The following is a 25,366-nucleotide window of genomic DNA, read 5'->3' as shown; positions in this document are numbered from 1 at the left end:
ACGCACCAGCGTTCCAAGGTGAGTCCAATGTTCATTGGAATCGACGTACACAAGCGGTACTCACAGATCGCAGTACTGGACAAAAACGGTGAGATCGTCGAAGAGGTTCGCGTCGAAAACGCGAACCTCGACGACTTTGCCCAGCGGTACGCTGGGTCAAAAGCCGCGCTTGAAGCGACCAGCAACTACTATCACATCCACGATACGCTTTCAGCGTATCTGGATGTGACCGTCGCCAATCCCGGCGAATTGAAGTTGATCTCCGACTCTGACAAGAAAACTGACCGCGTTGACGCGAAACAACTCGCTCGAATGCTTCGGTTAGGCTCGGTTCCTGAAAGCTACGTTCCAACCGACGAGGTTCGGCAAGCCCGCGCACTTGTGCGCGGGCGACAGAAACTCGTCGAGAACCGGACCGAGTACGCAAACAAGATTCACGGCTTGTTGAGTGATCATGGCATCACTCGGGAGGTAAAGCCGTTGAGTGTGGAGGGACGAGAGTTCCTGGCGGAACTCTCGCTCCCGGCCCCGTGGGACGCGTTGTTGGAGTCGTATCTGGAGCTCATTCAGACACTCACTGAACAGATTGAGTCGTTGGAAGTGGAGATCGAGGAGCGGGCTGGGTCTCTGAAGGAGACCCAGCTCCTGATGACGATTCCTGGCGTGAGTTACTTTACGGCGTTGACGATTTATGCAGAGTTGGGAGAGATCAATCGGTTTGATCGGGCCAAAGAGGTCGTGAGTTACGTCGGGTTAAACCCGATAATCCGCGAGTCTGGCGACTCGCGGTTTGAGGGGAGCATCTCGAAGCGAGGATCAGGACGAGTCCGGTGGTTGCTCGTTCAAGCGTCGTACTCAGCAGTACATACGTGCGAAGACGAGTACCTCAGCCAGTTCTACAACCGGTTAGCTCGAAAGAAGAACTCGAAAACAGCGATTGTCGCAACCGCCCGGAAGCTGCTGGTTTCAATGTATCATATGCTGGACCGTGAGGAGGTGTACGATCCACCAGGGGTGAGTGCCTGAGCGCCGCCAGGGCGGCGCTCATTGGCCGGCTGGTGGCAGCGTGAGCAACTGCCCTCGCAAACAAGAAGTCCCCCGCCTGATGGCTGTTTCAGTAGCTATCGGTTCGCCGGTTGTCGATTCTACGCCAGAAAACTATAGGAAGTCCTTGTCGCCCGAAGAATTATCTTGGCAAACGTGGTTTGGTCAGTCAGCAGAATTTCCATAGGTGAACATAAAGTGCAAATGCGGCACAAAACGGAGAGTGATATGTGAAGGGAAGAAATCAATCAACGCAAGTGAAAACTTAGCTATAGGATATGTTCTTCTGTCAGAAATTATTTAGTCCGATAGCTATGAACAGAAGATATGATCGACCGATACAGAGCACTAATACTGTTTGGGTACTCGGCTTTTGGTTTGGTACTTACTACTTGGATGCTTGGACTCACCGAATTAGGCCAGAAGCACATTGACAATCCAACCTCAGAGTTATCCGTAGTTACGACTGGGGCAGCTGTTGTAGCTCTTCATATCCTCGTTTTACATAACCAGAAGAGGTAGAAACGAACGGTGTCTGTGTGCTGCACCCATCCCCTAAGTCGGTCACGCAACTCCTGACAAAAGCTGAGTAGTTCGAAGAATCCGTGCTGAACTCACAGCGCGAATGTGGCACGAGTACTGACTTGGTTAGCGAAGTTGGTGATCGGTCGGAACAGGTGGAAAACAGCACTTAGTTCGGTCCACATCTCAGATGGGTTTCTCCAACTGCTGTTTTTGATAAGCAGAAAGTATTTATTACCTGATTAGATATTCTGGGTGTGAAACGACGTGACTTACTCGCTGCAGCCTCTATTACGACAGTCCTCACTGCAGGCTGTTTAAGTGGTTCTGATAATGTGAACGGCGAACAGAGTGAGGATAATAGCAGTGCCGATGATGATGAAAGTGCGGATGAAAACAGTGACGATATAGAATACGAGCGTTGTGACGCCAGGTTCGTACATATTTCTGCCTTGCCAGATCCCGCTGAAGAAGAGGCACGACGTGCGATCGAAGACGGCGAGTATGAAATCGATGACAGGCTACTCCTTTCCGAAGTAGTCAACATCTTTACAGCGGTCTTCATCGACGGGCCAACCTATTACAGTGGTATCACTGAACACGATGGCGATGAGATGCGCCTGCTAATGGAGGAAATACGTCCCCAAACCCAACCACTAACGTTACAAAACTACGCGGATAAGGACGTGACGGCAAATGTGCGGATCGAACTTGATGGCGATGTTCTCGTTGATGAATCCGTGGAGATCGAGGCAAGCGAAGCCGTCCCACTTGGTGACGACGATCAGTACCGCTTTGGAAGCTATTACGCCGAGGTCAAAATCGAGGAGTTAGAATTGGAGGATGATATGTCGTGGAGAGTGAACGAATCAAGCCATCACTCAGATATCTCGTTCGATGAACAGTCCCTTTTCCGAGAAGGTCAGGAACACTCGAGCCCGCTATATTGTGAATGGACTGATGATGGCGAGGTCCGTCCAATGTGATAACCAGACGGCATTGATCAGCTCCACTATCTGCCCGAATATGGGTATCTGAACAGTACTTAGTCTTGAGAACCCACCAGCGCCGATTATGCAAGTGTACTGATCGGCCGGTTCAGGGAATTGAACGCGAAACAAAGGGTCTCACTGTCTGCATCCATGCTCTGGATGTTGCACGCACTTTCTGCCAGCTACTGAATAGATTGAGCGAGGCGTGCTGAACTCACAGCGCGAATGTGACATACGAAGTGGTAACCATCACCGAGCCGCCTATGGTTGATTCGAACCGAAATTCCTCTACTGATTCTACAACTGAACGACCCCAAAACACTTACCGGGCGTGTAGGTTCTCCAAGGTATGAAGCGACGAGCCATCCTCGCCTCTCTCGGCACCACCACGACCGCCGCCCTCGCAGGATGTGCGGACACCGTACAACGAACCGATGACGATGGACGCTCCCTGCAGGACGTGGAACACGTACCGGATGGAGTGACCGCAGTCTACGATTACCTCGAGTACGACGATGATGATGACGCGCCGAACACCGATGGCGGCGAGGCCATCATCATCGACGACATGGACGTGGTAGACGACCAACTCGGGGGCCACGAGGACGTAGCCGCGTTCGTCGAACCGGTCGACTTCGACGATGCTTACGTGGTCGCCTCCAGAGGAGGCTTCCCCGGTACAGTGCGCGACGTGACCGTCGACGCTATCAGACAACGGAACGACGGCCTTCGGTTCGACATCCACTACGACCTCGCCCACGATTGGAACGAATTCACCGGGATAATCGGATTGGTCGAGGTGCGCGGAGCCGACGACCCGCCCGAGTCGGTCGTCGACGAGTGGATGAACCCAGTGGTGTGTGTCACCGACTACGCGCCGTACCACCGCCTTCCCGATCCCGTCCGATGGGAGGTCGATCTGGCACTCGAGGAGGGGACGTACGAAACCGACAAAACGCTGCTGTACCCGAAGGCCGTTTCCGAAGACGCGACGCTCTGGAAGAACGACGAGTACTACGAGACCACCGTGGAGCGCGACGGCGACGCGTCGACACTCGAGTTCGAGAAGGTCGAGGACGGCCACTCCTCGCCCGCGAGACTCCACGTGATCAACGGTCGTGACGACCCGTTCGAGGTCTCCGTCGTGGTCGCCGACGAGGAGACGACGATTCTCGACGAGGAGTTCGTTCTCGAGCCGCCAGAAGACGAGGAAGTCAACGGCCCGGTTGACTACGTGGACTCGGAGAAGTTCGAGTCGTTCGATCTCGTCGAGACGTTCGGCGAGTACGATCTCTCGCTGGAGAAAGACGACGGCGAAACGCTAGAGGAGTCGATCAGCGTCGACCCCGAACAGGAGGAGTGGTACCTCTCCTTCCGCGAGGAAGACGATCACGCCGACGAGGTGGAACTGAACTCCGATAACGACCTTGACAATATGTCTTATTCGAAGCCCGTTGGCATCTGCATCGCCGGGACCGGCGGATGGTGGGGGTATCCGGAAGGCTAACTCAACCGGAGGGATCCCGGACACCCTCTCCGCACCGACTGGCACATCATCTCCACTGGTGTCGACCCGTCCTCTGTTGATGAAGTTGGATCCACCCTCTGAGTCGGTCAGGCCACTACTGGCAGAAACCAAGCAATTCGAACAATCCGTGCTGAACTCACAGCGCGAATGTGGCACAGACTCAGCGTCGATCTGCGAGGATGAGTGTTCGCTAAGTACGGGTCAGCGTGTACTCAACGTATTCGTTACCCACCCGCCAAGACGACCAAAGACCCACCCCAACATGGACATGACGACCAGCGCGAATCCACTAGTGTAAATAAACACAGGTATAGCGCCTGCTGACTCCGTACCAATCATCAGTACGTCGGGAAGGGAGAACAAAATTCCGAGACTAGCACCGAGAAGCCCGGTGCGGAGTCCAGCGGCGCTCGGGTTAACCGACCGAGTAACTGCGATCCCTCCTGCAATGACTGCACCGATTACTGTAATCAATCCGTCCGTTTCGAATCCCAGCACCCAGCCGAGAATAACACTGACAGGTAGTGCGACCAGCATACCGGATATTGCGACCTGCCATACCTGAGAAATGCTACGTGAGTGGAGGGCAGGCAGCATATCCAAACAAAATGATCGAAGTGTTAAAACTCTTTCAAACGGGAGATCAGAATTGCCAGAACCGCTAGCAGTCAATACGCACGTGTAGTGAGCGGGGCGGTTCACTGCTTTCGGTATGAAACAAACGGAGTCATCGTGCTGCACTAATGCCCTGAGTCGGTCACGTCGCTTCTGACAGAGGCCGGGTAGCTCGTTCAGTACCTGCTGAACTCACAGCGCGAATGTGGCACGAAATCTGGCCCGATCTGCAACGAGAGTGATCGGTCAGTACTAGTAAACCAGGTTCCGGTAGCACTAATCAACAGTCAATTTGCACACCGTTCTCTGGTTTTTCGGTTGAGTTCTCCGTTCGATAAGTGTCTGACTCAGTTACGTAGTAGTACGCCCGAGTATCGTGATATTCGTGCCAGACTACATCATCACCGTGACCAGAAACTTCTATCTCCGATTCAATCCCTACCTTCGCTGTCCCACTATCGTGTTCCTCGACAGAAGTGATTTCAAATGATATGGTCCCTGCATTTCCCTCCTCGACCACGTAATCCTCAAGGTATGTTTTTTCGCAGTTCTCTAATTTTGGTCTAGACACATGCTCGAAGGAACCCAACGATACATCGTCGTTGTCGCTGTTGTCGGACTCGTTGTTGCCGTCTTCCTTTGAATCGCCACTATCGCTAGACTCGCCGTCGCCGTTTTCCTCAGAATCGTCGCCGAGACAGCCAGCGAGACCGGGCGATGTTGCTCCAATCAAATAAAGGAATGATCTTCGTTTCATACCTAGGAGCTATAGCCACTTAATAAATGCTTTCGGGAGGTTGATCAGTCTGTACTTAGTTATTCAGTGAGGGCGTTCAGTATACACGTGTAGTGAGCGGGTGGTTCGCCGCTTTCGGCGTGAAACAAACTGGATCGTCGTACTGAACTCATGCTCTGTATGCAGCAGTAAACTCTTATTATGTTCTGAGGGGTTTAACAGACCCTAACAACTGAAACGGTTCCCCACATCGATCACACAGTCCTCGTGCAATTGGGTGCGCACTGACGGTCAGTGGCTCCTATAACTTCTCGTCGCTCGACTGCAACGGCTCCTCGAGTCGCCTCTCGACTTCTTCTTCCAGGACGTACCGCTGGACCTTCTGAGTGGCGCTTCGCGGGAGTTCGTCGACGACGAACACCCGTCGTGGATGGGCGTAGGTGGCGACGCGCTCGAGGGCGAACGAGCGGATGTCGGATTCGGTTACGTCGGCGTCCGCCTCGGGGACGACGAACGCGACGGGGGCTTCGCCTTTTACCTCGTGTTCTGCGGCGACGACGGCGGCTTCGGCGACGGCTTCGTGTTCGTAGAGGGCGTCTTCGACTTCGGCCGGATAGACGTTGTTGCCGCCGGTGAGGATCATGTCGTCGGCGCGGTCGACCATCCAGAAGTAGCCGTCTTCGTCGACCCGAGCGACGTCTTCGGTGTAGAACCAGCCTGCATCGTCGAACACCTCGTCGGTTTTCTCCGGTCGGTTGTGATAGCCCTCGAAGACGTTCGGTCCACGGATCGCGAGTTCGCCAGTGACGGTTTCTTCTTCGTCGAAGTCGATCTCGGGGTCCGGGAACGGCTCGAGGTCGTCGGGACCGACTTTCGTCTCTCGGGTCGCCGGATCGACGATCTTGAGTTCGATCCCTGGCAGCGGCGGGCCGATACAGCCCGCGGCCTTGCGGACGCCGTGGACGGGTTCGATAGTCCCCGCGGGAGCAGTCTCCGTCATCCCCCAGCCCTCGACGACGGGGACGTTCCAGGCCTCCTCGATCTGTCGGCGAACTTCCTCGGCCAGCGGCGCGGCCGCACAGGTGACGTCCTCGAGCGACGAGAGATCGTACTGCTCGGGATTTTCGCGATACTCCCGAAACATCATGGTGTACATCGCCGGCACGCCAGCGAACTTCGTGAGGGTGTGTTCGTCGATCGCTTTGAGCATGTTCACCGGATCGGGCTCGGGCTGGAGGACCATCGTTCCGCCGCGATAGAGGTACGAGCCGAGCAGAGCGTTCAGCGCGTAGATGTGGAACATCGGCAACACGAGCAAAATCGAGTCATCGGCGTCGACCCCGAGCCCGCCGAGACTGTAACTCTCGAGCGTCGAGAGCACGTTTCGGTGGCTGAGCAGGACGCCTTTCGGTCGGCCCGTGGTACCGCTCGTATACGGCTGGATGCAGACGTCCTCGAGGTCGCGCTCGATCGACTCGAACTCGTCGCTGGCGTCCATCGTCGCGTGTGAGTAGTTGACGACGCCGCGTTCCTCGTCGGCGACGCCGGGCAGGAACAGCGTCTCGACGCCGGCTGCGGCGGCGAGTTCCTGGGCCTCGTCCGCGAGAAACGCCGAGGCAATCATCGTGTCGATGCCGGCGTCCTGGATGACGTATGCGAGCGTCTCCGGGTCCATCCGGAGGTTCAACGGGGTCGATACCGCCCCGGCTTTGATAACGCCGAAGTGTGCCGCCGGAAACTGCGTCGTGTTCGGGATGAACAGCCCGACGCGATCGCCCGGGTGGACACCGTGGTTTACCAGTACGTTCGCGACCTTGTTGGCTTGTGCCTCGAACTCGGCGTAGGACTGTTCGCTCCCCATGAACGAGAACGCCGTCTTCTCACCGTACCGATCCGCTGCCATCGTCGGGAGCGACCCGACGTGTGCTAACCGTTCCCCGTGATGATATTCCATGGTACGGCCAGACGTAGCACATAATCCGTAATAAATTATCACTGTGGTTCGAGTTGCACACGACGGGCTCGAGTGCACCTGTCCAGGTGGTCGACTCGGGTAACTACCCCTATCGCTCCCCAAAAATCTGCTCCGAGTCCCCGCGCGTTACTGCTCGAGATCGACGTCGTCGACGAGGTCGCCCGCGACCCCGGTGTACCCTGCTGGTGTCAGTTGAGCGAGTTCCTCGCGGACGCGGTCGTCGACCTCGAGGTCGTCGAAGAGGTCACGGAAGTCCTCGAGCGTGACCGACTTCCCGCGGGTAAGTGCTTTGACCTGTTCGTAGGCGTCTTCCTGACCCTCACGGCGCAGGATCGTCTGGACGGCCTCGCCGATAATCTCGGGCGTAGCGTCGAGATCGTCGCGCATGACCTGTTCGTTGGGGACGACTTTCGAGAGTCCGGCGGCCGTCTTCGTGTAGCCGATCAGGCAGTGAGCGAAGGCAGCGCCGATGTTGCGTTTGACCGTCGAATCGGAGAGGTCCCGCTGGAGCCGGGAGGTGGTGATGTAGTCAGCGAGGAACGTGAGATCCGAGTTGGCCTTCGAGAGGTTGCCCTCGCTGTTCTCGAAGTCGATCGGGTTGACCTTGTGGGGCATCGTCGACGACCCCGTCTCGCCGGCGACGGCTTCCTGGCCGAGGTAGCGATCGGAGACGTAGAGCCACATGTCCAGATCGAGGTCGAGTACGACGTCGTTCGCGCCACGGACCGCGTCGAACACCGCCGCGAGGTCGTCACAGGGGTTGACCTGTGTCGTCAGCGGTTCGAACTCGAGGCCGAGTGCCGTGACGAACTCCTCGGCGACTGCTTGCCAGTCGACGTCCGGGTAGGCAGCGTGGTGGGCGGCGTACGTGCCCGAGGCCCCGCCGAGTTTTCCGCGCAAGGCGTCGTTCGCTCGACGAATCCGGCCCATTGCCGTCCCCAGGCGGGCGGCGTAGACGGCCATCTCTTTGCCGAACGTCGTCGGCGTCGCAGGTTGGCCGTGGGTGCGTGCGAGCATGGGGAGGTCACGGAACTCGTAGGCCATTCCGCTGAGCGTTTCGGCGACGCCGTGGAGTTCGGGTAACAGGACCTCGGCGACCGCGTCGCGGACGAGCAGACGGTGGGCGAGGTTGTTCACGTCTTCGCTCGTCAACCCGAAGTGAATCCAGGCGGAGGCGTCGCTGTCGGCTGGCAGGTTGTGCCGGACGAAGTACTCGACGGCTTTCACGTCGTGGTTGGTCGCCTCGAACCCGGCGTGACCCTGCGTCTCGAGTTTCTTGATCAACTGGGCGTCCTCCTCGGCAAAGTGCTGGTAGAGTCCCCGGAGCGTCTCGCGTTCGTCGTCGTCGACCTCGAGTGGCGTCGCCTCGAGGTCGGCGAGCGCGATGAGGTATTCGACTTCGACGCGGACGCGGGCACGCATGAGCGCGGCCTCGCTCGCGTACGGCGACAGCGGTGCGGTCCGGCCGCTGTAGCGCCCGTCGAGCGGCGAGACGGCATAGAGCGTGTCTGTGTCGGTCATCGTCGATCCCTTTTCAGTACAGGGGGAAAGGGATATCGGAACTCTCCACATCCAAATCCACGTGTGTGCATATTCGGGGTAGTGGTGGCGAAAATACTGCCGTATCAATCCACGTACGTGCATATCGGTGGCTTCGAGACCGCAATCACTTTTGCCCTCGCGGGCGGGCATACGTCTATGACGCGCATCGCCGGGATGGCCGGCAACCGAGGGCGAAACCTGTTGAACGTCGCCGATCGCTCGCCAGGCGGAGCCGAACTCGCCGTCGTACTGACCAACACTCCCGACGCACCGGTACTCGAGGCTGCGGCCGAACGCGGGATTCCCACCGAGGTCGTCCCGCTCACCGAGGACATGAGCCGTAGCGAACACGAGGAAGCCGTCCTTGAGGCGCTTTCTGCCTACGAGTTCGACCTCGTCTGTCTCGACGGCTACATGCGAATCCTCTCGGATACGTTCCTCGAAGAGACTCCGCCGACGCTCAACGTCCATCCCTCGCTCCTCCCGTCGTTCCCCGGCATGGACGCCTGGGGTGACGCACTCGAGGCGGGCGTCTCCGTCACCGGTTGTACGGTCCATCTCGTCACGGACGCGACCGACGACGACGGTGAGGTCGTCGAGTCTGAGATCGACGGCGGCCCGATCGTCACCCAGGAACCGGTCCCCATCTACGAGGGCGACGACGCCGACTCCCTCAAAGAACGGGTGCTCTACGAGGGCGAGTTCCGCGCGTACCCACGCGCCGTGAAGTGGTTCGCCGAGGGTACCCTCGAGGTCGACGAGGAGGCTGGCGAGGTGACGGTCGACGCCGACGTTGCTGACGAGGAGGGCGGCCTACCCGCCCGACGGATCGGCCCGAGCGACCGTCTCGACACCCTCCGCTACGGCGAGAACCCCCACCAGGACGCCGCCGTCTACGCAGATTACACCTGTGAGGAAGCCTCGGTCGTCCACGCCGACCAGCTGAACGAGGGCGCGAAAGCCCTGAGCTACAACAACTACAACGACGCCGATGGCGCGCTCAACCTGATCAAGGAGTTCGACGAACCCGCCGCCGCAGTCATCAAACACACCAATCCCGCGGGCTGTGCGACGGCTGATACCCTCGCCGAGGCCTACGAGAAGGCGCTCTCGACGGACCCGATGAGCGCCTTCGGCGGCATCGTCTCGCTCAACCGCGAGTGTGACGCCGAGACCGCCGACCTGATCACCGACTCGTTCAAGGAGGTCGTCGTCGCCCCCGGCTACACCGACGACGCCCTCGAGGTCCTCTGTGCAAAGGACAATCTCCGCGTCCTCGATGTCGGTGACCTCGAGGGAGCCAGCGAACGGTTCACGGAGAAACCGATCGTCGGCGGCCGACTCGTTCAGGAACGCGACGACCAGTCGATCGACGTGAACGACCTCGAGGTCGTCACCGAGCGCGAGCCCACGGACGACGAACTCGAGTCGATGGTCTTCGCCTGGCAGACGCTCAAACACGTCAAATCGAACGGTATTCTCTTCACGAAGGGAACGGAGACGGTCGGTATCGGGATGGGACAGGTCTCCCGCGTCGACGCCGTCCGGCTGGCAGCAATGAAAGCCGACGAGCACGCCGAAGGAAAAGACGCTGAGGGTGCCGTGATGGCCTCGGATGCGTTCTTCCCGTTCCCGGACGGCATCGAGGAGGCCGCGAAGGCTGGCATCGAGGCGGTCGTCCAGCCCGGCGGCTCCGTCAACGACGACGACGTGATCGCCGCCGCGGACGAACACGGAATGGCGATGGCGTTTACGGGCCAGCGGTCTTTCAGACACGACTGAGCGAAGTGAAGGCGTGTCTAAAACTCGAAAGAGGAGCGTAGCGAGTCTTTCGTTGGTTCAGACACGATTAGCACCGCGAGCGAAGCGAGCGGTCTTTTTCGCCCAGGTTTTTGCGCGAGGGCGAGCGGTGCGCGGTTTGGAGCGAACTGAGTACGCGAAAACCGCGAAAGTGAACGGCGAAGCCGTGAACGAAGCGAACCTGAGCGGAAAAAGGTGGATGCCGCGATGGCGTTTACGGGCCAGCGGAGTTTCCGGCATGACTGAACGACTGCCGTGTGCGGATTCCGTGACGGTGGCTACTCGAGCGGTTCGTCGACGAACGCCTCGAGAAAGGCCGCTGGCAGATGGGTTCGTTCCCACTCGCGTCGGCGTTTCTCGGTGAGTAGCGTCGCCCACAGAAAGAGGACCGTCGTCCCGGTCGCGAGGCCGGGGAACACGACGAGCAGCGTCGTCACCAGCGGCTCGAGCAGGAACAGTCCGACAAACCGGTGGATCAGGCCCGAGATGTCGGGGCCGAACACCGCCCAGCGTGCGAGAAACGGGGTCACGACGACGATCACGAGCGGGTAGACGACGGTGTTTCCGATGGGACTGCCGTAGCCCCGGACAAACGCGAGGGCGAAATACGCCCAGACGAGGACGGCCCCAGCGACGCCGCCGACGCGCTGGGCACCGACGTTCACCTCGAGTGCGAGCACCGAGACGTCGCCGTAAACGGCTGTGACCGCGCCGAAATAGCCCAGCACGAAGACGACGACACCGCCCAGTACCGTCATGGTGTGGGCGGTTGCAGACTGGGATTCGAACCCAGCGAGCGCGAGCGGTCGCTCCATCACTCGAGCGGACGGGTCGCTGTGTTGTGATACTGTCGGATAGAACCCTTATGGCGATTTGTCACACCATCTCGACAAATTCTATTCAGTCCGACAGTATGCGGCTTCCGAGTGCTATCAGGAGAGGCTGCGTTGCCGTCGTGAGCCGCTATCGCGCTGTCGGTCAAATGGATATTTCAGCTTGGCGAACCCCTTTTTCATAGGCTCTCGTCGGTCGAGGTATGGACAGACGACGCTTCATCGCGGTGTCGGCCGTCGGCGCGGTCGGGACCCTCGCTGGCTGTACAGGTGCTGCACAAGAGGATGGGAGTCAGAACTCGGCCGATTCGACCCGCGGGGCAGCTCCAGAAAGCGCTGCGGAGCGTTCGATCGAGGTGCGCGCGAACGGTGAGATCGAGACGGAGCCAGACGAGGCGTCGATGCACGTCGGCCTCGAGGTCACGGGCGACAGCGCGGACGAGGTGGAGACCGAACTCGCCGAGCAAGCCGAGGAGTTGCGAGCGGCGTTCGAGGAACTCGGAATCCCCAACGACGACGTCGAGTCGGGCCGGTACGACGTGCGGCCGGAGCGCGACGGAACCGACTACGAGGGATCACACAGTTTTCACCTTACCATCGACGACGTCGATCGCGTCGGTGACGTCGTCGACGGAGTCACGGCTGTCGGGGCCGACGACGTCGGCCGGATCAACTTCGGCCTGAGCGACGAGCGCCGCGCCGAGTTACGCGACGATACGCTCGCCCACGCGCTCGAGAACGCTGACGAAGAGGCGTCCTCGATCGCGGCCGATCGTGACGTCTCGATCACGGGTACGAAGTCGGTGTCGACGCGAAACGTCGATGTACAGCCAGCGACAGCCGATGCACCCGAGGCCGACATGCAGGTCGCCGAGGACGACACGGCCGCAGGAACGAGTACCGAAATCGAATCAGGCCCAGTGGTCGTCACTGCCTCCGTCGAAGTTGCCTACGGGTTCGAGGCGATCGACTAACCCTGAAATCGGTTACAACGAGACGGTCACGGTTTCGTCGGTGCTAGAGAGCCCGGACGTTTCGAGCGTCGCCTCATTTTGACCGGTGGTTTTGACGTCGATTCGCCCGGTAAACGACACCTCCATGCCCGAGAGCATACTGTCGACGTCCGTACCGATGTCGGCGCTCGTATCGATGGCACAGACACCGATCCCCTCGCCACGGCGAAGGTCGGTGAGGAGATTCGAGTTGAGAAACCGATAGACCGATCGGGTATCGTCGACTTCGCCGAGGATGGTCGAGCAGAGAAAGATGCCGGAGCGAAACCGCGTGGTCGACTGCTGGGCGGCCGCGACGAGCCCGGAATAGTGCATGCCGAGGTTCGTGAGGTCGCCAAGCTCGTCGACGGTTTTGATTTCTTCGCCCTGGTCTGGGCCCTGGCAGCTGAGAACGAACGACCGGCTACCGGCGCTCTGTTTGACCGCTTCGAGAGTTCGTCGAACCGTCGGTCCGCCGCTGTTCGTCGCGAGGACGATGCTCTTTTCGTCTTCATCGGCTGCGACGATGCGTGCGAAGATCGATTTAAGCGCCGCCTCGTCATCTCCGGTGAGCAAAATCGAGGTTCCGCTGTCGATGTCCTCTAGCGGCAGTGGGTCCAGCGAGAACGCCTGCGTGCGGAGGCTCATTGTGCTACCTCCACGTCGGTCGCCTCCCGAACGGTCCGACGTAGCTCGAGAACTTCCATCGCCGTCTCGGCGTACTGCTCGAGGAGTCGTTGTTCCTCGGCGGTGTAGCTCCGCGGTGTGTCGTCGAGTACGCAGACCTGTCCGATCACCTGGCCGTTCGGGGCGGTCATGTTCGCACCGGCGTAGGACCGAATCCCGAGGTTTTGGAGCTGTTGGTTCTCGTTGAAGCGATTGTCCTGCATGATGTCTTCGACGACCATGACGTCCTCCTGAAGCATACTGTGGGTACAGATCGTATCCTCTCGAGTGAGCGAGTCCCAGTCGCCGCCAGCACAGGCCAGAAATCGCTCTTCGTCGGCTTCGATCAGGCCGATGAAGGCAACGGCGACGTCGAAGTGGGCGGCGATGAGGTCGGTTAGCCGTTCGAAACTCTCGTCGATCGGGAGCGAGTCGATGTCGTACGAGGCGAGGGTCTCGAGGCGTTCGTCTTCGTCTTCGGGTTTAAGAAAGCCGACCTGTGCGCTGTGGTTGATCACGTCGTCGACGATAAAGCCGAGCCGATCCTCGGCGTCTGGAAGCTCTCGACTCAGGTATTCGACGATCACCTCCTCGAAGGATTCGGTATCGATATCGCCCGGGGCAACGTCGGTAAACAGGACACAGGGCGTTTGTGGAGATTCAGTGCGAAGGATGTCGACGACCTCGAGACCGGTCCCGTCGGGCAGGTCGTACTCGGTTACGACACAGACGATCGACTCGGTTTCGAGTGCGTCTCCGACGTCGTCTACCGATGTTGCTTCGATTACGGATAGTCCGTCGACGCGACCGACCGCAGCGGCAGTCGTTGCCACTCGGTCTGGTGTGTCGACACACAGAACGTTTCGTGTCACACGTAAAAATTGTCCGGTGGAGGATAAATACTGTGTGGTCGATCAGCCGAAGTGGCTTTTTGGGCTCTCGAGAGGGGTCAAATGAAGTGTGGCGATTCCTCAACTAATGTGAAATTTGTTATAGAAATGACCCGTTTAGTCGTCGGCGGGAACGGCTCGGTGGGGTTCGCCGTCGACCATCGCGAGAACGTCGTCGAAGAAGTCGAGGGTATCTTCGGGGCCGGGGTTCGCTTCGGGGTGGTACTGACGGGTGATCACGTCGTACTCGATGCCGTCGATCCCCTCGGGCGTGTCGTCGTTGACGTTGATCTGGGTCACCTCGAGGTGGTCGCCGGGGTCGGCGACCGTGTAACCGTGGTTCTGGGTGGTCATGACGACTCGGCCCGACTCGAGATCCAGAACGGGCTGGTTGACGCCGCGGTGGCCGAATGTCATCTTTTCGGTGGTCCCGCCGAGTGCGCGGGCGACGATCTGCTGGCCGAGACAGATACCGGCCACGGGGGTGTCCTCGACGAACGTCTCGACGAGCGCCGCGGCGTCCTCGTAGTTGGCGGGGTCGCCGGGACCGTTCGAGATGAACAGGACGTCCGGATCGACGGCCTCGACGTCGGCGACGTCCGAGTCGTAGGGGAGGACGTGGACCGTCGCCTCTCGCTCGAGCAGGGAGTCGATGATCGATCCCTTCGCGCCGCAGTCGACGAGCGCAACGTCGGGGCCGTCGTTGTCGGCGCCGTGGACGACGGGTTCCTCGACGCTGACCTGTGCGCCGATGTCGGTGTGGTCGCTCATTGCCTTGCAGGCCTCGAGTTGCTCGAGCGCGTCGTCTTCGGTGACGTCGTCGCCGACGGCGATACCGCATTTCATCGCCCCCTGGTCGCGGATGTCGGTGACGATCTCGCGGGTGTCGAGGTGGTCGATCGCGGGGACGCCCTCGCTTTCGAGCCAGTCGGTGACGTCCTCGGTCAGTTCCTTTGCGAGCACCGCACGCGGATGGACTTGGTCGTCCTCGAATCGCTCTTCGCGGACGCCGTAGTTCCCGATCAGCGGATACGAGAACGTCAGGACCTGCTCCTCATAGGAGGGGTCGGTCAGACTCTCTTCGTATCCGGTGTATGCCGTCGTGAAAACCAGTTCGCCACGAGCCGTTCCCGGAACGCGACCACGTCCCTCGAGTACGTGGCCACCTTCCAGTGCAACGTAGGCCGCTGTCATTACGATCTACGTATCGGATCGACCGGCATAAGTGTTGTCTTCGAAGCTGAGTTACGAAATTCGTAATCGGTAAGTGGTTGTCGGTGGTACTCACGCATCTCCATGGACGAGCTGGACCGACAGATACTGGATATTCTCCGGCGAGACGCACGAACGCCGTATACGGAGATCGCAGACGAGGTCGGGACAAGCGAGGGGACCGTCCGCAACCGCGTCGAGCGGATGATGGACGACGAGGTCATCGAACGCTTTACCATTTCGACGCGGACGGGCAACGTCAAATCGATGATCGAGGTCAGCGTCGCGGTCGACGTCGATACCAAGCGGATCGCCGAGCGCATGGCCGAGTGGGAAGAAGTCGACTTCGTCTGGATGGTCTCGGGCGAACAGGACGTCGTGTTGGTCGTCGACGCTGCCGACACGCGCGGGGTGAACGACCTCATCACGCAGGCTCGAGAGCAAGAAGAGGTCGTGAGCACCAAGACCAGACTCATCCTCGACGAGGAACTCGGCTGATCGCACGATCAGTGATCGACCGATGGCCCGACCGGTGTCTCAGTTCGCGTAGCGCCAGTACAGCGAGCGTCCGGTTTTCACCAGTCGCCAGGCGGGGCTCGTGGCGCGTTCCCAGTAGAGGTTGGGGACGAGCCGACCGCCGAACTTCTCTTTGAAGCGGAATGCACCGTCCTCGAAGTTCGCACCCGAGCCACCGAAATCGTACCGCTCGTAGCCGTTGTCGATCCCCCACCGAAAGAGGTAATCGTACACCAGCTCGGAGGCGTGATACTCGAAGTACGCCGAGGGGACGCCAGCGAAGAAGCCGTGGACCGTCGACTGCTCATCGTTACACAGCGCGAGAAAGCCCCCGGCGTACTCGCCGTCGATCGTCAACGAGACGAGCACGAGCCGGTCGGCCATCGGCCGCAGATGATCGAAGAAGTCGAACGGATAGACCGTCCCGTCGATGTGCTCCATTCGCGTCCGATACCCCTCGTAGAATCGCCGCAGGTTCGCCCGCGATGGCTCGACGTCGTCGATCTCGTGGTCGTGGTCCCGTCCACGTCGGATCGCCCGCCGCCTCGAGCTGTCCATCTCCTCGAAGATCACATCGTATCCCCTCGCGAGGTTGAGCAGGAACCGACCGCCAGCTCGGCTCGAGTCGTACCCTTCGGTCTCGAGCGGATCGTTGTACCGAAGGAAGTTCGTGTTGGATGCCCGGATCTCGTGGACGATCGTGCGCCCGGCACACAGGTCGGGAATCCCCTCGATCAGATGCGAGAGTGCCTCGGCGACGTCGGTCGAGAGCAGCGGACCTCCAAACCCCGGGTAGATCGACGTGAGTCGATCGAACGGCGTCTTCGGAATGCCCACGATAAAGTTCGGAAACAGCCCAATCAGGTTCGTATCCTTCTCTACGAGGATGTGCCTGGCTGGGTACCCGAGTCCACGTTCGATCGCCTCGAGCCACTCATAACGGTGGAATACGGTCGCGAGATCACATCGATCGACGACTTCGTTCCACCGGGTTCGATCGATCGCCTGGATCGTATCGACGGCGGTCACGGTCAGGCCGGAATCGGCTCCGGCCATCGTTCGGGCGTTCCCGACGCCAGCACCTATAGCTGATCGGGCGGAGTGAGTGGATCGCTGGAGCATCTGTTTGCGGTTTCCTGCGCGAGCGACGGGTTAAGTTATCGTAACGTACGGCTGTATGTCGGTCACACCAATCGGACGTAGCGCCCGAATACAGCGGGAAGCAGTTGATTTCTGGGCCTGTCGCTGGCACAGTGATCGTCCGAACCCGGCCTCCATGGCCCCGAAAGGGGGTATCTCACCGACAATCCGGTCCGCCTACTCGAGGTCCTGGGGGACTGCAACGACGGGACAGTTCGCGTTCAACAACAACGACTGGGTGACGCTCCCGAACAGCGCCTGTCCGAGGGGACGACGTTTGCGGCCGCTGACAACGATGTACTCGGCGTCGTGTTCTTCGGCGTATCGGCGGATGACCTCGGCGGCATCACCGACTAACCCGATCGTCTCGTACGTCTCGAGGCCGTCTACCTGTGCTGCGGCTTCGGCTGCGATTTCGGAGGCCGACTCCTGGACTTCCTCGACGACTCGCTCGGACCACCGCCCCGCGTGGGCTCTCAGCGCGTCTTCCGAAACGTCCGTAAAGTCCTCCCTGAAGTCGACCGTGGGATCGCCCACGTGGGCGATGTGTAAGTCGACGTCGTAGTGTTCGGCCAGGTCGTTCGCCTGTTCGATGACTGCGACCGCTCGATCGGAGCCGTCGATTGCCGCGACGATTGCCATATCACCTTCTTGCGCCGTGGCACCTATTAGGACTACGGCTCTCGAGCCCCCTCCCTTTTCTGCAGTCTTTCTCGACGACGCCGTCTTCGCTCGTAGGCGGTACTGGTTTGACGAATCGCGCTGAGGGTAGGCGTATGCAAACGCAAGAGGGCGATCTCGCCCACGAAAACGCACGCCAGAACGTCATTGCAGTCGACGAACGCGACACCGCACTCGAGGTCGTCAACCGCCTCGAGGCCCACACGGGCGACGGCATCCGCCACCGCGCGTTTACGGCGCTCGTTTTCGACGACGAGGACAACGTTCTGCTCGCCCAGCGAGCACCCGAAAAACGCCTCTGGGGGACCTACTGGGACGGCACTGTTGCTTCCCACCCTGTCGAAGGCCAGAGCCAGAAGACGGCTACCCGCGAGCGCCTCGAGGAGGAACTGGGAATCACGCCCGACCAGTACGACGACCTCCGGCTGACCGACCGCTTCGAATACAAACGGTACTTCGAGAACGAAGGCGTCGAACACGAGGTGTGTACCGTTCTCAAACTGACGCTGTCAAATCCATCACTCGAGCCAAACGAGGAGGAGGTAGCCGGACTTCTGTGGGCTCCCTACGAGCGACTGCACACGAACCCCGAGTGGTACCGCCAGCTCCGACTCTGTCCGTGGTTCGAAATCGCGATGCGACGTGACACTCGGTAATGGTAACGCAACGCCACCTGGTATCGCTGTCTCGAGGCCACAGCTACCACCGTGTCGATGCACTCCAGTCGGCCTGTTCTCGCCGCTTCCGATCCGCAACTGGGTTCTCTCACCTCGGAATGGTAAGTGGTATCATGCAACAAGGCTTATTATCCCGTGCATCGTAGTGTCGGGTGAGGACCGACGGAATCGGTCCGTGTGACGAAATGAGTTCCCCATCATCGGAAACCGAGACGCACGAAGTGACGCTCTCCAGAGACGAGCAGTGGACCGTCCATCACGTACTCGCGACCCGAATCGACGACGCCATCGACGCCAACGAAACGCCACCGGAGTGGGCGATCGAGGCGTTCGAGGCGCTCGAGTCGGGCGACGAGTCAGGGACGTTCACCGGCCGACAGGCGACCGAACTTGCCGCCGCGCTCTCGGACTATCTCGCCGACAACGCACCGGACGCGGACGTCGCCCACGGGACCGACGTCCTCGATCGTCTCGAGTCGGCACTCGAATCACGGGCCTAGCTGGATCGGCTTTTTTCGACCGGTAAAGCCCGCTTCGAGCGACGGCGACCGGCCCCGACGTGGACGACGTGAGCACTATCGGTAGACGCTGTTCTCTCGAAAAATACGTCTGATGGTCCGACGGTCGTTACCGCTGGCCCTGCTGATGTCCGCCGGTCGGCATCGACTGGATGCCGCTGGTGACCGACTCGAGGGCTCGACCGGCCGTGTCGGCCAGCTCTTGCATCTCCGGTTGCTGGTACTGCTGGAGCTGTTGGCTTCCCTGCTGGAGGAGCTGCTGGCTGCACTGACTGAACTCCTGGGTGAGTGGGTTCTCTTCGATCATGAACTCCTTCTGGAGATGTGCGACGTCTTTCAGCGCATCTGCAATCCCAGCGGCGTACTCGTCACCCCGACGCGTCGCCTGGGTGTCTGCGAACTCGGCAACCGACTCAAGTCGGTCCAGATCCTCGATGGCCGACTGAATCTGCTGTGGCACTGTCTGGGAGAACTGCTGTCCTATCGACGTTCCGGAACCGCCCCCGAACTGCTGGTGCTGTGGTTGCTGTCGTCGGCCGCGTCCGGGCTGCATCTGCTGTTGTTGATGTGGCTGAAGTTCTCCCTGGGACTGTTGAGACTGCGGTATCTGCTGTTGTTGTCGTGGTTGCTGCTGTTGGTGCTGTTGGTGCTGTGGTTGTTGTTGTCGTGGTTGCTGCTGTTGGTGCTGTTGGTGCTGTTGGTGCTGTGGTTGTTGTTGTCGTGGTTGCTGCTGTGATGGCTGTTGCTGCTGTTGTGGTTGTTGCTGCTGGAAGCCCTGCTGTTGTGGCTGCTGCTGTTGTGGTTGTTGCTGCTGGAAGCCCTGCTGTTGTGGCTGCTGCTGTTGTGGTTGTTGCTGCTGGAAGCCCTGCTGTTGTGGCTGTTGCTGCTGGGATTCTCGTTGTTGTTGTTGTGGCTGTTGTTGCGCTTGGGGTTGCTGTTGGTGTTGCTGTTCGTGCTGTCGTGGCTGTCGCTGTTGTCTGCTCATGGGTAGGTTCTCTCCTCGCACGCGGATGCTGTCTGGGGCGGTGTGACAGTGGTGACTCTTGGGTGGCCACTCGCAGTCTGTCCGCTCGTCCGTCGTGTCGTCCGTAACGCTCCAATTGGGCTCTGGAAGACCCACTGTTGCCGACCACGGACGGGAATATAATACCGGTGTGTGGTGCGTCGGAATTATGGGATAACCAGTACTCCAGTGGTTTTGATACGATCGACGCACTCGAGTCGTCCGGCTTCACCCGCCTCGAGAGACGGTGCAGTCGCTATCGAGTTGGAGCCGTCCGCGATACTCAGATTCGACCAGTCAGGGACGCGTCGTCGCCCAGACTGCGGTAATCGCGAGCAGTACGGCCGGAACTAGCGGGAGGATTAACAGCGCGAACAGGTAGCCGACGTCCGGTGGCCACAGAACGATTGCGACCGGCGCGACGATGAACGCAAAGACGATGACGCCGACGAGGGTCCACCCTCGCCAGTCGAACTCCCGATCGGCCGTCGTGGGGTGGGCTGGATCGTCGACCCAGTCGTCGTCGCCCTCTTCTTGACGGGTCCCGTCTTCGTCGAAAGCCGACGGATCGTGGACGTAGCCGCCGTCGTCACTCGAGCTCACGAACGGACGTTACGACCGCGTCGTCAAAGCACTCACGGTTCTTACTGTCGAACGGGCCTGTGCTGAGAATTCACTGGACGCACGACGAATTCGTCAGCGACGCCTGACCGACAGCGTCAGAAGCGGTTCGCCCCGTCGATTGTCGTCGTCGAAACCGGTTCCGCTCGTCTAGAGTTCGCTGTCTGGCCGAACGACGACCTTCCCGAAGCCCTCGCGGTTCTCGATGATTTCGTGAGCGCGAGCGCTCTCGCTCATCGGCAACTCCTCGCGGATGGCTGGCTCGAAGGTGCCGTCCCAGACGAGTTCCATCACGTCGTCGACCTGCTCGGGTGTCGCCATCGTCGAGCCGATGATCTCGAGTTGGTTCCAGAAGATCCGCGGGATGTCGGTCTCGGGGTTGCCACCGCCGGTGCCACCGCAGGTCACCAATCGGCCGCCTTTCGCGAGGCTCTTGATCGAATCGCGCCAGGTCGGGGCACCGACGTGTTCGACGACGACGTCGACGCCGCGGCCATCGGTCTCCGAGCGGACCCACTTCGCGAAGTCTTCTTCCTCGTAGTTACAGACGTGGTCAGCGCCGTGTTCTTTGGCGTACTCGAGTTTCTCTTCACTGCTGCCGGTTGCGTACACCTCCGCGCCCGCGTAGTCGGCGATCTGGAGCGCCGCGTGGCCAACGCCGCCGCTGGCACCGAGGACGAGCACTTTTTCACCAGCCTCGAGGTCCGCGCGGTCGATCAGCATCCGCCAGGCGGTCTGGAAGACGAGACAGCTCGAGCCGGCGATGGTCCAGTCGACGTGCTCGGGGACGGGGATGAGGTTGTCCTCGTTGATAGCGGCGTACTCGGCGTGGATGCCGGGAACGTGCTCGCCGATGATGTGATAGCGAGGATCGAGCGTCGGATCGTCCATCCGGAGGTCGCCGACGCCGGCCGACAGCGCTACGTGGTCGCCCTCCTCGAAGCGGGTGACGTCTTCGCCGACCTCGGCGACGACGCCGGCTCCGTCGCTGCCGGGGATGTGTGGCATCTCGAGGTCGAGCGTCGGGAGCCCACGGCGGGTCCAGATGTCGAGATGGTTGAGTGCGGCGGCTTTCACGTCGACGAGAACTTCGTCGCGGCCGACTTCGGGGTCGGGATACTCGCCGTACTCGATGACGTCCGTGTCTCCGTGTTCCGTGATCTTGACCGCTTGCATATCCGGGCCAACGGGTACTCGATATAAAATGGTGATGATACGGGCAACGTGTCGAAGTAAACGTCGACAATCGTCGACATCTTCGATAGATCGGGTGGCGTTTTTATGCCGGCACGATGGACTGTTCACATGGTTGGACGCGACCGCGGCACGCTCGAGACGGTCGGCGTTGCGATCGTCACCATCTCTTCGGAGTCGACGATCGAAGAAGACGATGCGGGAGCGGCGATCGTCACGTCGTTCGAGGAGGCGGGTCACGAGGTTGTCACGCGAGAACTCATTGCACGAACTCACGACAACGTACAGGCGAAGGTCTCGAGACTCGTCGACCGTGACGACACCGACCTCATCGTCACCACCGGCGGAACTGGCGTCGAACCGCGGGATGCGACGCTCGAGGCCGTCCGGCCGCTCGTTCAGAAGGAACTGCCCGCCTTTCTCAACCTGTTTCACGAACTCTCTTACAGCGAGATTGGGACCGAGGTGGTGAGCAGTCGAGCGCTCGGCGGCATCGTCGACGGCGTTCCCGTCTTCTGTCTGCCGAACGATGAGACTGCGACCCGACTGGCCTGCGACGCGATCATCGTTCCCGAAGCGCCGAGGCTGGCGACGCTCGCCAACGGCGGCACCGACGAAGACGAACCTTGAATGGAATCCGGCACCAACGCGACCTCGAGATGGACAAACAGGAGATCCGTGAACACGTCTGGGACGACCTCGAAGACAGCGGCGTCGCTCGGTTCCCGTTCCCGCCACACGGTCGGATTCCGAATTTCGAGGACGCGTCGGCCGCTGCCGACCGGCTGGCCGACCAGCCCGAGTGGCAGGCAGCCGAGACGATCAAGGCGAACCCCGACGCCCCACAGCTCCCGGTCCGGCGGCGTGCACTTCGCGACGGCAAGACGGTCTACATGGCCGTTCCGCGGCTCGCCGACGAACGGTGTTTTCTGAAACTCGATCCCGACGAACTCGCCGACTACGACGCGGCGACGACGGTCTCCGGCTCGTCGACCCACGGCGAGCAACTCGGCCCCGACGCCGTCGAGTCGATCGACCTGATCGTCTCCGGGAGCGTCGCCGTAACCGACGACGGCGCGCGAATTGGGAAAGGCGAGGGCTACAGCGACCTCGAGTACGCCATCCTTCGTGACCTCGGCCTCGTCGACGAGACGACACCGGTCGCGACGACTGTCCACGAACGCCAGGTGCTCGACGAGCCGGTCGACATCGACGACCACGACGTCCCGATGGACCTGATCGTCACGCCTGAAGCAGTCCGTCGGCCCGACCGCGGCGACCGTCCCGATGGCATCGACTGGGACTTGCTTACGGACGACCGTCTCGGGGAGATACCGATACTCGAGCGACTCGCTGAACGGCGACTGGATGAACGGTGACTCGATTAGAAGACAGCTGATGGACCGTCCCGTGTAGGAGTCGTCCAACGCATCGCTCGCGGTCGGACGAGCCACTCGAGTCAGGAACTACCGTTCAGTGAGAAATCCATCCGAGGCGCGAAATCGCGCCTCGAGTGCCAGAACCGCAGGGTGTGACGCGAGCGGGTGCAGCGGCGCCCGCGTCGGAACGGTATGGCAATGGTGGGGGGAAGGGTGCTGTGGTGGGATTGCTGGAAGTCACGGGAACAGGCGTTGGGTGCCTCGGTGGGGTCTGCCCGTCGACCTCCATCCATCGCTTGGAGGGAGAACTACTTGAACGGGGATGACGGTATACCGTTCTTACGCTGACTTTCGTCGAATTTAACTCGGATTCAAACTGCTGAATTCGGCTGAATGAACGTTCATGCCGCGACATTCGGGAATAAGTGGGAGTTTCCTAACGAACGATCGTCGAGAACGCGTTGGCACCAGCGTGTGAATCAGTTCGAGACTGACCGTTACAGGTTAACAGGCGCAATGCCACGGTCTTCAGGCCGTGGATACGCGCCGTCAGTTAGTGACACAATCCACCGACGATAGCACGGCCTGATATTCCAACAGATACATAAGATAGCGCACCTAATTACAATTGTAATGGTCACGGTGACTGTCACCGCGAAGTTTCACAACCCGTCCCTCTCACGGCGCAAAGAGTGGCAACACGCTACTTGTCTCTACCGTGACACCAAGCAGTTCTGTATCGACGGATGGGAGAACGACGACTTCGGCAAATCCGTGACCACCGCCAGCATCGACAACGACCTCTACTCGGCTATCCAGAACCAAGCCATTCGAGAGGCGAAATCCGACCACAACAAGGACGGAGAGGTTCGCTACCGAGAGAGTCAACCGTTCGCCGTCAACAACCAGAACTGGGAAATCGACACAACCGAGAACGGCACGGTCGTCGTCGGCTTCCCGTGCGTCTCCCAGTGGTGGTACACCCCGATAGAAGTGTACGACGACATTGCCGACCCCGTAGACCGACTGGTCGAAGGTGACGCCGATAAGACCCGTCTACAGGTCTACCGTCGTGGAGACGACTGGTACTGTACGTTCAACACCGAATACGACGCCGACACGTCGGGCGAGACGCCCGTCGGTGTCGATATTGGTGAACGACACATCCTCGCTGTGACCGCCTACGGTGAGGACGAGTCGATGCTGGTGTCTGGTGGTGAGGCGAAGTACGTTCGACGCAAATATCGTTCCCTACGCGATTCGCTTTCGGAAGCGGGTGCGCTTCGCGCACGAAACCGTGTGGGTGACAAAGAACAGCGTCGAATCAAAGACCTGAATCACAAACTCTCCCGTCGCCTCATCACGTTCGCGGAACAGTTCGAGAATCCAGTCATTCGGATGGAAGACCTCGAAGGCATCCGCGAGAATAGTTCGTGGTCAGGCGTTCATTCGTGGCATTTCCACCAACTCCAACAGTTCATCACGTACAAAGCCGAACGCGCTGGTATCCATGTCGAGAAAGTCGATGCCCACCATACCAGCCAGCAGTGTTCGGCGTGTAGTTCGATGGGAACCCGTGATGGCGACCACTTTTCGTGTTCGGAGTGCGGTCGTGGACGCCACGCCGACCTGAACGCTTCGGAGAATATCGCACAACGGGAGGGTGAACCATGCACGGCGTAACAGCTCGGCTGACGCGAACCGTGCTACCTCGCTGGTTGAATAACCAGCCGTCGTCATCGGGCTACGCCCGATTGCTCGTGGAACGTTGTTCCACGCTGTTGACGCCTGTAGTTGACAGGGGGGAAGGCCCCATTGACAGGGCTGTATGCGCTGAAAAGCACACTGTTGGTTACAACTCGGTGGCGACCGTTGACGGGTCACGCGAAAGCGTACTTGAACTCAGAGGAAACGCGCAACCTGAATATCCACTTCGTGGATTCCCGCGTCTTTAGGCGCGGGAGGATGTCAAGAAACTAATGCGTCGGCCACTGCATCCGCATCGACCAGTCGGGGGTCGACTGCGAGATCGAGTTGTCCCTTGACGAACTCCGGGACCGTTCGCCGGGCGTAGACGACCGTTCGAATACCGTCGTTCAGATCACAGACGATCGGGATCGCCGTCGCCTCGTCGACGTCCGTGAGCACGAACAGGTCGGCTTCGAGCGCGCCCGCCTCCTCGAGCGTTGGCCGGGTCGGGATCCCGCCGACGCGGGTGACGGAGACGCCTTCGGCCTCGAGCGCTGTGGCGAGGTCGTCTTCGTCCGGCCCGGCGACGATTGCCTCCATA

General features: G+C 60.1%; 26 protein-coding genes. 13 read left to right on the top strand and 13 right to left on the bottom strand.

Translation table 11 applies throughout. The features are described 5' to 3' along the window. Positions 1 to 27 precede the first annotated feature (27 nt). The 3 genes from AArc1_RS15775 (at position 28) to AArc1_RS15765 (ending at position 4,065) form a co-directional block, all read left to right on the top strand. Positions 28 to 1,026: an IS110 family RNA-guided transposase gene (locus AArc1_RS15775; protein ID WP_117362518.1), complete on the top strand. Its 999-nt coding sequence runs from the start codon at positions 28 to 30 to the stop codon at positions 1,024 to 1,026. Between the two features lie 797 nt (positions 1,027 to 1,823). Continuing rightward, positions 1,824 to 2,552 carry a hypothetical protein gene (locus tag AArc1_RS15770; protein ID WP_133412206.1) on the top strand — a complete coding sequence of 243 codons (729 nt, stop codon included), beginning with the start codon at positions 1,824 to 1,826 and terminating at the stop codon, positions 2,550 to 2,552. Between the two features lie 355 nt (positions 2,553 to 2,907). Next, positions 2,908 to 4,065 (top strand): hypothetical protein, encoded by a 1,158-nt coding sequence (locus tag AArc1_RS15765; RefSeq protein ID WP_117365271.1) that lies wholly within the window; start codon positions 2,908 to 2,910, stop codon positions 4,063 to 4,065. A 222-nt stretch (positions 4,066 to 4,287) separates the two neighbouring features. Here AArc1_RS15765 and AArc1_RS15760 read toward each other — a convergent pair whose 3' ends face one another. The 4 genes from AArc1_RS15760 to purB all read right to left on the bottom strand — a co-directional run bounded on the left by AArc1_RS15760 (position 4,288) and on the right by purB (position 8,933). Further along, positions 4,288 to 4,683, bottom strand: a complete 396-nt coding sequence (locus AArc1_RS15760; protein WP_117365270.1) for a DUF5518 domain-containing protein — start codon at positions 4,681 to 4,683, stop codon at positions 4,288 to 4,290. A 298-nt stretch (positions 4,684 to 4,981) separates the two neighbouring features. Beyond that, on the bottom strand, positions 4,982 to 5,458 hold the full coding sequence (locus AArc1_RS15755) for a hypothetical protein (protein ID WP_117365269.1): 477 nt from the start codon (positions 5,456 to 5,458) through the stop codon (positions 4,982 to 4,984). A 280-nt stretch (positions 5,459 to 5,738) separates the two neighbouring features. Then, positions 5,739 to 7,391, bottom strand: a complete 1,653-nt coding sequence (locus AArc1_RS15750; protein ID WP_117365268.1) for a class I adenylate-forming enzyme family protein — start codon at positions 7,389 to 7,391, stop codon at positions 5,739 to 5,741. 147 nt (positions 7,392 to 7,538) lie between these two features. Further along, the gene (purB, locus tag AArc1_RS15745; protein WP_117365267.1) at positions 7,539 to 8,933 is read right to left on the bottom strand and encodes an adenylosuccinate lyase; all 1,395 of its coding nucleotides are present in this window, start codon (positions 8,931 to 8,933) and stop codon (positions 7,539 to 7,541) included. 177 nt (positions 8,934 to 9,110) lie between these two features. Between purB and purH the strand changes: the two genes are divergently transcribed. Beyond that, a complete protein-coding gene (gene purH, locus AArc1_RS15740) occupies positions 9,111 to 10,736 on the top strand; it encodes a bifunctional phosphoribosylaminoimidazolecarboxamide formyltransferase/IMP cyclohydrolase (RefSeq protein WP_117365266.1) in 1,626 nt (541 codons plus the stop codon). A gap of 296 nt (positions 10,737 to 11,032) precedes the next feature. Here purH and AArc1_RS15735 read toward each other — a convergent pair whose 3' ends face one another. After that, entirely contained in the window at positions 11,033 to 11,569 is a 537-nt protein-coding gene (locus tag AArc1_RS15735) for a hypothetical protein (RefSeq protein WP_117365265.1), read from the bottom strand. Positions 11,570 to 11,790: 221 nt separating this feature from the next. On the opposite strand from AArc1_RS15735, the gene AArc1_RS15730 reads away from it, so the two are divergent. Further along, entirely contained in the window at positions 11,791 to 12,561 is a 771-nt protein-coding gene (locus tag AArc1_RS15730; protein WP_117365264.1) for an SIMPL domain-containing protein, read from the top strand. Between the two features lie 12 nt (positions 12,562 to 12,573). On the opposite strand, the gene AArc1_RS15725 is transcribed toward AArc1_RS15730, so the two are convergent. The 3 genes from AArc1_RS15725 to carA form a co-directional block, all read right to left on the bottom strand. Further along, on the bottom strand, positions 12,574 to 13,227 hold the full coding sequence (locus AArc1_RS15725) for a DUF7504 family protein (protein WP_117365263.1): 654 nt from the start codon (positions 13,225 to 13,227) through the stop codon (positions 12,574 to 12,576). Continuing rightward, the gene (locus AArc1_RS15720; RefSeq protein ID WP_117365262.1) at positions 13,224 to 14,117 is read right to left on the bottom strand and encodes a GAF domain-containing protein; all 894 of its coding nucleotides are present in this window, start codon (positions 14,115 to 14,117) and stop codon (positions 13,224 to 13,226) included. The genes AArc1_RS15725 and AArc1_RS15720 overlap by 4 nt, the downstream gene beginning before the upstream one ends. 135 nt (positions 14,118 to 14,252) lie before the next feature. Next, positions 14,253 to 15,329 (bottom strand): glutamine-hydrolyzing carbamoyl-phosphate synthase small subunit, encoded by a 1,077-nt coding sequence (gene carA, locus AArc1_RS15715; RefSeq protein ID WP_117365261.1) that lies wholly within the window; start codon positions 15,327 to 15,329, stop codon positions 14,253 to 14,255. A gap of 102 nt (positions 15,330 to 15,431) precedes the next feature. Here carA and AArc1_RS15710 point away from each other — a divergent pair, with 102 nt between their 5' ends. Next, entirely contained in the window at positions 15,432 to 15,845 is a 414-nt protein-coding gene (locus tag AArc1_RS15710) for an Lrp/AsnC family transcriptional regulator (protein WP_117365260.1), read from the top strand. A 39-nt stretch (positions 15,846 to 15,884) separates the two neighbouring features. On the opposite strand, the gene AArc1_RS15705 is transcribed toward AArc1_RS15710, so the two are convergent. Together AArc1_RS15705 and AArc1_RS15700 are read right to left on the bottom strand one after the other, a co-directional pair. Further along, positions 15,885 to 16,919 carry a GNAT family N-acetyltransferase gene (locus AArc1_RS15705; RefSeq protein ID WP_228442343.1) on the bottom strand — a complete coding sequence of 345 codons (1,035 nt, stop codon included), beginning with the start codon at positions 16,917 to 16,919 and terminating at the stop codon, positions 15,885 to 15,887. Between the two features lie 261 nt (positions 16,920 to 17,180). Then, positions 17,181 to 17,645 (bottom strand): universal stress protein, encoded by a 465-nt coding sequence (locus AArc1_RS15700; RefSeq protein WP_117365258.1) that lies wholly within the window; start codon positions 17,643 to 17,645, stop codon positions 17,181 to 17,183. Positions 17,646 to 17,779: 134 nt separating this feature from the next. Between AArc1_RS15700 and AArc1_RS15695 the strand changes: the two genes are divergently transcribed. The 4 genes from AArc1_RS15695 (at position 17,780) to AArc1_RS18780 (ending at position 19,870) form a co-directional block, all read left to right on the top strand. Further along, positions 17,780 to 18,340: an NUDIX hydrolase gene (locus AArc1_RS15695; RefSeq protein WP_117365257.1), complete on the top strand. Its 561-nt coding sequence runs from the start codon at positions 17,780 to 17,782 to the stop codon at positions 18,338 to 18,340. 206 nt (positions 18,341 to 18,546) lie between these two features. Next, positions 18,547 to 18,861, top strand: coding sequence for a DUF7853 family protein (locus AArc1_RS15690; RefSeq protein WP_117365928.1), 315 nt, complete (start codon positions 18,547 to 18,549; stop codon positions 18,859 to 18,861). Between the two features lie 112 nt (positions 18,862 to 18,973). Beyond that, positions 18,974 to 19,615, top strand: a complete 642-nt coding sequence (locus AArc1_RS18785) for a hypothetical protein (protein WP_154670859.1) — start codon at positions 18,974 to 18,976, stop codon at positions 19,613 to 19,615. Between the two features lie 6 nt (positions 19,616 to 19,621). Further along, positions 19,622 to 19,870, top strand: coding sequence for a hypothetical protein (locus AArc1_RS18780; RefSeq protein ID WP_117365254.1), 249 nt, complete (start codon positions 19,622 to 19,624; stop codon positions 19,868 to 19,870). Between the two features lie 309 nt (positions 19,871 to 20,179). On the opposite strand, the gene AArc1_RS15670 is transcribed toward AArc1_RS18780, so the two are convergent. Further along, positions 20,180 to 20,485 carry a hypothetical protein gene (locus AArc1_RS15670; RefSeq protein WP_117365253.1) on the bottom strand — a complete coding sequence of 102 codons (306 nt, stop codon included), beginning with the start codon at positions 20,483 to 20,485 and terminating at the stop codon, positions 20,180 to 20,182. A gap of 168 nt (positions 20,486 to 20,653) precedes the next feature. Then, on the bottom strand, positions 20,654 to 21,679 hold the full coding sequence (locus AArc1_RS15665; RefSeq protein WP_117365252.1) for a zinc-binding dehydrogenase: 1,026 nt from the start codon (positions 21,677 to 21,679) through the stop codon (positions 20,654 to 20,656). Between the two features lie 129 nt (positions 21,680 to 21,808). Here AArc1_RS15665 and AArc1_RS15660 point away from each other — a divergent pair, with 129 nt between their 5' ends. The 3 genes from AArc1_RS15660 to AArc1_RS15650 all read left to right on the top strand — a co-directional run bounded on the left by AArc1_RS15660 (position 21,809) and on the right by AArc1_RS15650 (position 24,759). Continuing rightward, on the top strand, positions 21,809 to 22,327 hold the full coding sequence (locus AArc1_RS15660) for a MogA/MoaB family molybdenum cofactor biosynthesis protein (RefSeq protein WP_117365251.1): 519 nt from the start codon (positions 21,809 to 21,811) through the stop codon (positions 22,325 to 22,327). 29 nt (positions 22,328 to 22,356) lie between these two features. Then, on the top strand, positions 22,357 to 23,076 hold the full coding sequence (locus AArc1_RS15655) for a 5-formyltetrahydrofolate cyclo-ligase (protein ID WP_117365250.1): 720 nt from the start codon (positions 22,357 to 22,359) through the stop codon (positions 23,074 to 23,076). Between the two features lie 633 nt (positions 23,077 to 23,709). Continuing rightward, entirely contained in the window at positions 23,710 to 24,759 is a 1,050-nt protein-coding gene (locus tag AArc1_RS15650; RefSeq protein WP_117365249.1) for an RNA-guided endonuclease TnpB family protein, read from the top strand. 285 nt (positions 24,760 to 25,044) lie between these two features. Here AArc1_RS15650 and AArc1_RS15645 read toward each other — a convergent pair whose 3' ends face one another. Further along, positions 25,045 to 25,365 (bottom strand): DUF7126 family protein, encoded by a 321-nt coding sequence (locus AArc1_RS15645; RefSeq protein ID WP_117365248.1) that lies wholly within the window; start codon positions 25,363 to 25,365, stop codon positions 25,045 to 25,047. Position 25,366 lies beyond the last annotated feature (1 nt).

Source organism: Natrarchaeobaculum sulfurireducens (assembly GCF_003430825.1).
GTDB lineage: Archaea > Halobacteriota > Halobacteria > Halobacteriales > Natrialbaceae > Natrarchaeobaculum > Natrarchaeobaculum sulfurireducens.
This window is presented reverse-complemented; position numbering and strand designations above follow the sequence as displayed.